A 4,601-nucleotide genomic window follows, 5' to 3' on the forward strand; every position below is an offset into this window, starting at 1 on the left:
CCATGGAGGAAGACCGCAAGAGTTACTTCTTCATTGATGTTCAAGCGCGTGGGGAATACCCAAATTACGCAAAGAAGCAGTGGGAGCGTGAGGGAATTAAGATTCAAATGACGTTAGAGGATTTGGACTTGTTGAAGAATCATACTGTTGACTTTGTTTCCTTCTCTTACTATGCGAGCCGAGTGGCCTCAGGGGATCCAGAAGTGAGGAATATGACCGCTGGAAATGTCTTTGCCTCTATCAAAAATCCTTATCTGGAATCCTCTGAATGGGGTTGGCAGATTGACCCATTGGGACTTCGTATCACCCTCAATGCCATCTGGGATCGTTACCAAAAACCTATGTTCATCGTAGAAAATGGACTCGGTGTTATAGACACGCCAGATGAAAATGGCTATGTAGCGGATGACTATCGAATTGCTTATTTAGAGGCCCACATCAAGGCTATGCGAGATGCCATTTACCAAGATGGGGTTGACTTGCTCGGTTATACGACTTGGGGATGTATCGATTTGGTTTCAGCTGGAACAGGCGAAATGAATAAGCGCTATGGTTTTATCTATGTGGATCGAGATAATGCAGGAAATGGGACTCTCAAACGTAGCAGAAAGAAGTCCTTCTATTGGTACAAGGATGTCATTGCTAGCAATGGTGCAAGCATTGAGTAGAGCACATTTGTTCACTATTTTTATAAAATCTTCTCCCTACTTTATAAGATGTGAAAAAGAGTTCAACTGGAACTCTTTTTTTGCTATAATGAGGGGAGAAAAATCAGACAGGAGAATAAGATGTCAGAAGCATTATTTTTACAATCAGTTATGCAAGAAAAAATCTGGGGTGGAACCAAGCTACGTGATGAGTTTGGCTACGACATCCCAAGTGAAAAAATCGGAGAATACTGGGCCATCTCAGCTCATCCAAATGGAGTCTCTAAAGTTTCCAATGGTCGTTTTGAGGGGACAGACCTAGCTACTTTGTATGCAGAACACCGTGAATTGTTTGGCAATCGTCCAGAACCTGTATTTCCACTGTTGACCAAAATCCTCGATGCCAACGACTGGCTCAGCGTCCAAGTTCACCCAGACGATGCTTATGGACTAGAGCATGAAGGCGAACTCGGAAAAACAGAATGCTGGTACATTATCGCTGCGGATGAAGGTTCAGAGATTATCTACGGTCACAATGCCAAGTCAAAAGAAGAACTCCGTCAGCAAATAGAGGATAAGAACTGGGATGATTTGTTGACCAAAGTACCTGTTAAGGCTGGAGATTTCTTCTATGTACCAAGTGGAACCATGCACGCCATCGGTGCAGGTATCTTGATTCTTGAAACCCAACAATCTAGTGACACCACCTATCGTGTCTATGACTTTGACCGTAAGGATGATAATGGTAACTTACGTGAACTTCACCTTGAAAAATCTATTGATGTCTTGAACATTGGTGAACCTGCAAATAGCCGTCCTGTAACAGTCAAAGCTGATGATTTACGTTCAACTTTACTTGTCTCTAATGATTTCTTCGCAGTCTACAAGTGGGAAATTACTGGAAAAGTTGACTTCGAAAAGACAGCTGACTACAGCTTGTTGAGTGTCTTAGATGGTCAAGGTCAACTGACTGTTGACGGGAAAAACTATCCAATCCAAAAAGGTAGCCACTTTATCCTACCAAGTGATGTTGAAACTTGGACTCTGGAAGGGCAAGGTTTGGAATTGATTGTTAGTCATCCATAAAAAAGAAAGGGCCTGAGTTTATGACTCAGGTCCTTTTTGATTACATAAATTGGGCGATGAAGACCACGATGATGATGATTGGAATGATGAAACGAAGAAGGAAGAGCCAGACTTGGAACAGTCCCTGTTTCCATGCCGTTTCATCAAGATGGAGTTCCTCCATAGCAAGTGTCTTCTTAAAGATGTAGCCAGTAAAGAGTGAAAGGCAGAGAGCTCCAAATGGCATGAGGAGATTGGAAACCAAGAAGTCCATAGCGTCAAAGAAGGTCTTCCCAAAGATGTGAACATCCGCCATGACACCGTAAGATAGGGCTGAAGGAATTCCAAATACGAAGGTCAAGATTCCTAAAATAGCACTCCATTTGGCACGTTTGCTGTTATTCTGATTGGTGATATTTCCCACATTGATTTCCAGCATCACGACAGATGAAGTGACTGTCGCAAAAAGGAAGAGCAAGAGGAAGAGGATGTAGAAAATGGTTCCAAAAGGCATCTTGTCAAAGAGTTGAGGCAAGACGATAAAGAGCAGGCTAGGTCCCCCTTCAGACTGGATATTGAAGGCTGACATGGCTGGGAAAATGGCTAGACCTGCCATGATGGATACCGAGATATTCATGGCTACGATGGAAATCCCTGACTGGACCAGATTGGTTTTCTTATCCAAATAAGAAGCATAGGTCAACATGGCTGTAACCCCTAGTGAGAGGGCAAAGAAAGATTGTCCCAGAGCATAGAGGAGACCAGCACTTGTCAGCTTAGAGAAGTCTGGTTTGAGGAAGTAAAGAACCCCTTCCATGGCATTTGGCAAACTGAGAGAGCGCCCAATGATGACAACAAAGATGATAAAGAGCAGGGGCATCATGACTTTCGAAGCTCTTTCAATCCCTTTTTGAACCCCACGTGATACAATAAAGATATTCAATAAGATAAAGGCTGCTTGAGCTCCTAGAGCAATGTCTGGATTTGAAATGATTGAAGTAAATAACTGAGCGTAATCCCCCGTTCCACCAATTTGGAACAATTTTCCAAACTCAATGCCTAGATAAACCAGAATCCAGCCCCCAATAACACTGTAGAAAGATAAGAGGATAAAAAGGGCAAAGGCACCAATCCAACCGATAAAGTTGTACTTACTATTCTTGCCGAGTTTTCCAAAGGTTTTGATTGCTGAAACACCAGCACTTCGGCCGAGGGCAAATTCTGCAAGCAAAAGGGGGAAACCGATTAGAATAGTGGAGATGAGAAAGACTAGTAAAAAGCCTCCTCCACCGTTAGCAGCAGTCATATAGGGAAACTTCCAAACGGCACCAAGTCCGATGGCTGATCCAGCAGATGCTAGGATAAAGCCCAGTTTAGAACCCCATTGCGATTTTTCAGACATAGTTAAACTCCTAAAATTAGTATTACAAAAGAAAAAGCTACTGCCCTTGGCAAATAGCCTCATAAGTACTCAAAATGAGCCTTTCTTTTGATTGATAGACTTGACTATCCTATCATGTTTTCTAAGGTCTGTCAAGAAAACCATTTTCATGTTATGATAAAGTAAAAAAAATTCGCAAAAACGCTTGACTCTAACCTAAGGGGAGGGGTTATACTATCATTGTAAGGAGGAAATCATGTACCATATAAAAGAAGCTGCGCAGCTTTCGGGCGTCTCTGTCAAGACCCTACACCACTACGATAAGATAGGACTTTTGGTTCCTTTAAAGTCGGAAAACGGCTATCGAACCTACAGTCAGGAGGATTTGGAACGCCTTCAGGTTATTCTTTATTACAAATATCTAGGTTTTTCTTTAGAAAAAATAGCAGAGCTATTAAAGGAAGAAAGGACAGATTTATTGCCCCATCTGACCAGACAGTTGGACTATTTGACTCGAGAAAGGGAACATCTGGATACCTTGATTTCAACCTTGCAAAAAACCATTAAAGAACAAAAAGGAGAAAGAGAAATGAGCATTCAAGAGAAATTTGCTGGATTTAACTACCAAGACCATCAAAAATACCACCAAGAGGCGGTAGAGAAATATGGACAAGAAGTCATGGACCAAGCGCTGGAGCGCCAAAAAGGTCACGAAGACGAGGCTACAGCTGCCTTCAACCAAGTTTTTCAAGCTTTGGCACAAAATCTTCAAGCTGGTCTACCTGTAACAGCAACCGAAAATCAAGAAGAAGCCACTAAACTCTTGCAAGCCATCCGTACTTATGGATTTGACTGCTCTATTGAGGTATTTGGTTATATCGGTAAAGGCTACGTCTACAACCCAGAATTTAAGGAAAACATTGACAAATTTGGACCTGGAACAGCCCAGTACACATCAGATGTCATTGCCTATTATGTCCAAACTCAGACAAAATAAAATCGGAGGAGCATTCTTCCGATTTTTACTAAATTCAAGCACTATTTGCTTAATAATTTTTCTACCACATTTAGTTTTCGCATGGTCAAATCTACATTAAAAAGCTTTTCAAGATAGTTGGTATGGAGTTTCTTTTGTTTAGCAGTTCTAGGGAGATAGAGGTAAAGACAATGGTTACCGATACAAATTTCTTCTTCACCGTAATCAATTTTCAATTTTTCTAAAGGGAGACTTTGAATAGATTCTTGATAAAAAATCACATGTATACGGTCATAAAGATAGTGTTCTCCAAACGGGTTTTCTTGGACAATTTTTTTAAAATCACTTTTGTTCTTGATAACCATTTTTAAGTCGGCCCCAATTTTTTCCTTTATCAGAGTATGAACACATTCTCGTATTTCTTCTAAATCTAAATCACTTTCAAGAATGATATTCCCACTTTGAATATAGGTTCGAACGTGTTGAAAACCAGCTTCTGTTAAAATATCTACCAAATAAGACATTTTCGGGA

Annotated in this window: 5 protein-coding genes; 3 read left to right on the top strand and 2 right to left on the bottom strand. The window is 41.0% G+C overall.

Features of this window, described 5'->3' with window-relative positions; genetic code table 11:
• Together ACLNCN_RS03540 and manA are read left to right on the top strand one after the other, a co-directional pair.
• A partial coding sequence (locus ACLNCN_RS03540) for a family 1 glycosylhydrolase (RefSeq protein ID WP_424844630.1) occupies positions 1–668 on the top strand: 668 nt, incomplete at its 5' end.
• A gap of 120 nt (positions 669–788) precedes the next feature.
• A complete protein-coding gene (manA, locus tag ACLNCN_RS03545) occupies positions 789–1,733 on the top strand; it encodes a mannose-6-phosphate isomerase, class I (protein WP_424844631.1) in 945 nt (314 codons plus the stop codon).
• A 40-nt stretch (positions 1,734–1,773) separates the two neighbouring features.
• Here the strand turns inward: manA and ACLNCN_RS03550 are convergent, their stop codons facing one another.
• Positions 1,774–3,114: a sodium-dependent transporter gene (locus ACLNCN_RS03550; RefSeq protein ID WP_424844632.1), complete on the bottom strand. Its 1,341-nt coding sequence runs from the start codon at positions 3,112–3,114 to the stop codon at positions 1,774–1,776.
• Between the two features lie 235 nt (positions 3,115–3,349).
• Between ACLNCN_RS03550 and ACLNCN_RS03555 the strand changes: the two genes are divergently transcribed.
• Positions 3,350–4,090 (top strand): MerR family transcriptional regulator, encoded by a 741-nt coding sequence (locus ACLNCN_RS03555; RefSeq protein WP_000274780.1) that lies wholly within the window; start codon positions 3,350–3,352, stop codon positions 4,088–4,090.
• A 41-nt stretch (positions 4,091–4,131) separates the two neighbouring features.
• Here ACLNCN_RS03555 and ACLNCN_RS03560 read toward each other — a convergent pair.
• Positions 4,132–4,601 (bottom strand): DUF1697 domain-containing protein (locus tag ACLNCN_RS03560; protein ID WP_424844633.1); only part of this gene is annotated, 470 nt, incomplete at its 5' end.

The sequence above is a fragment of the Streptococcus sp. CL8.13 genome, assembly GCF_049737895.1.

Excerpts from the sequence above, each read along its gene's own strand:
- manA (WP_424844631.1), top strand. The coding sequence starts at position 789 with ATGTCAGAAGCATTATTTTTACAATCAGTTATGCAAGAAAAAATCTGG.
- ACLNCN_RS03555 (WP_000274780.1), top strand. The coding sequence starts at position 3,350 with ATGTACCATATAAAAGAAGCTGCGCAGCTTTCGGGCGTCTCTGTCAAG.
- ACLNCN_RS03550 (WP_424844632.1), bottom strand. The coding sequence starts at position 3,114 with ATGTCTGAAAAATCGCAATGGGGTTCTAAACTGGGCTTTATCCTAGCA.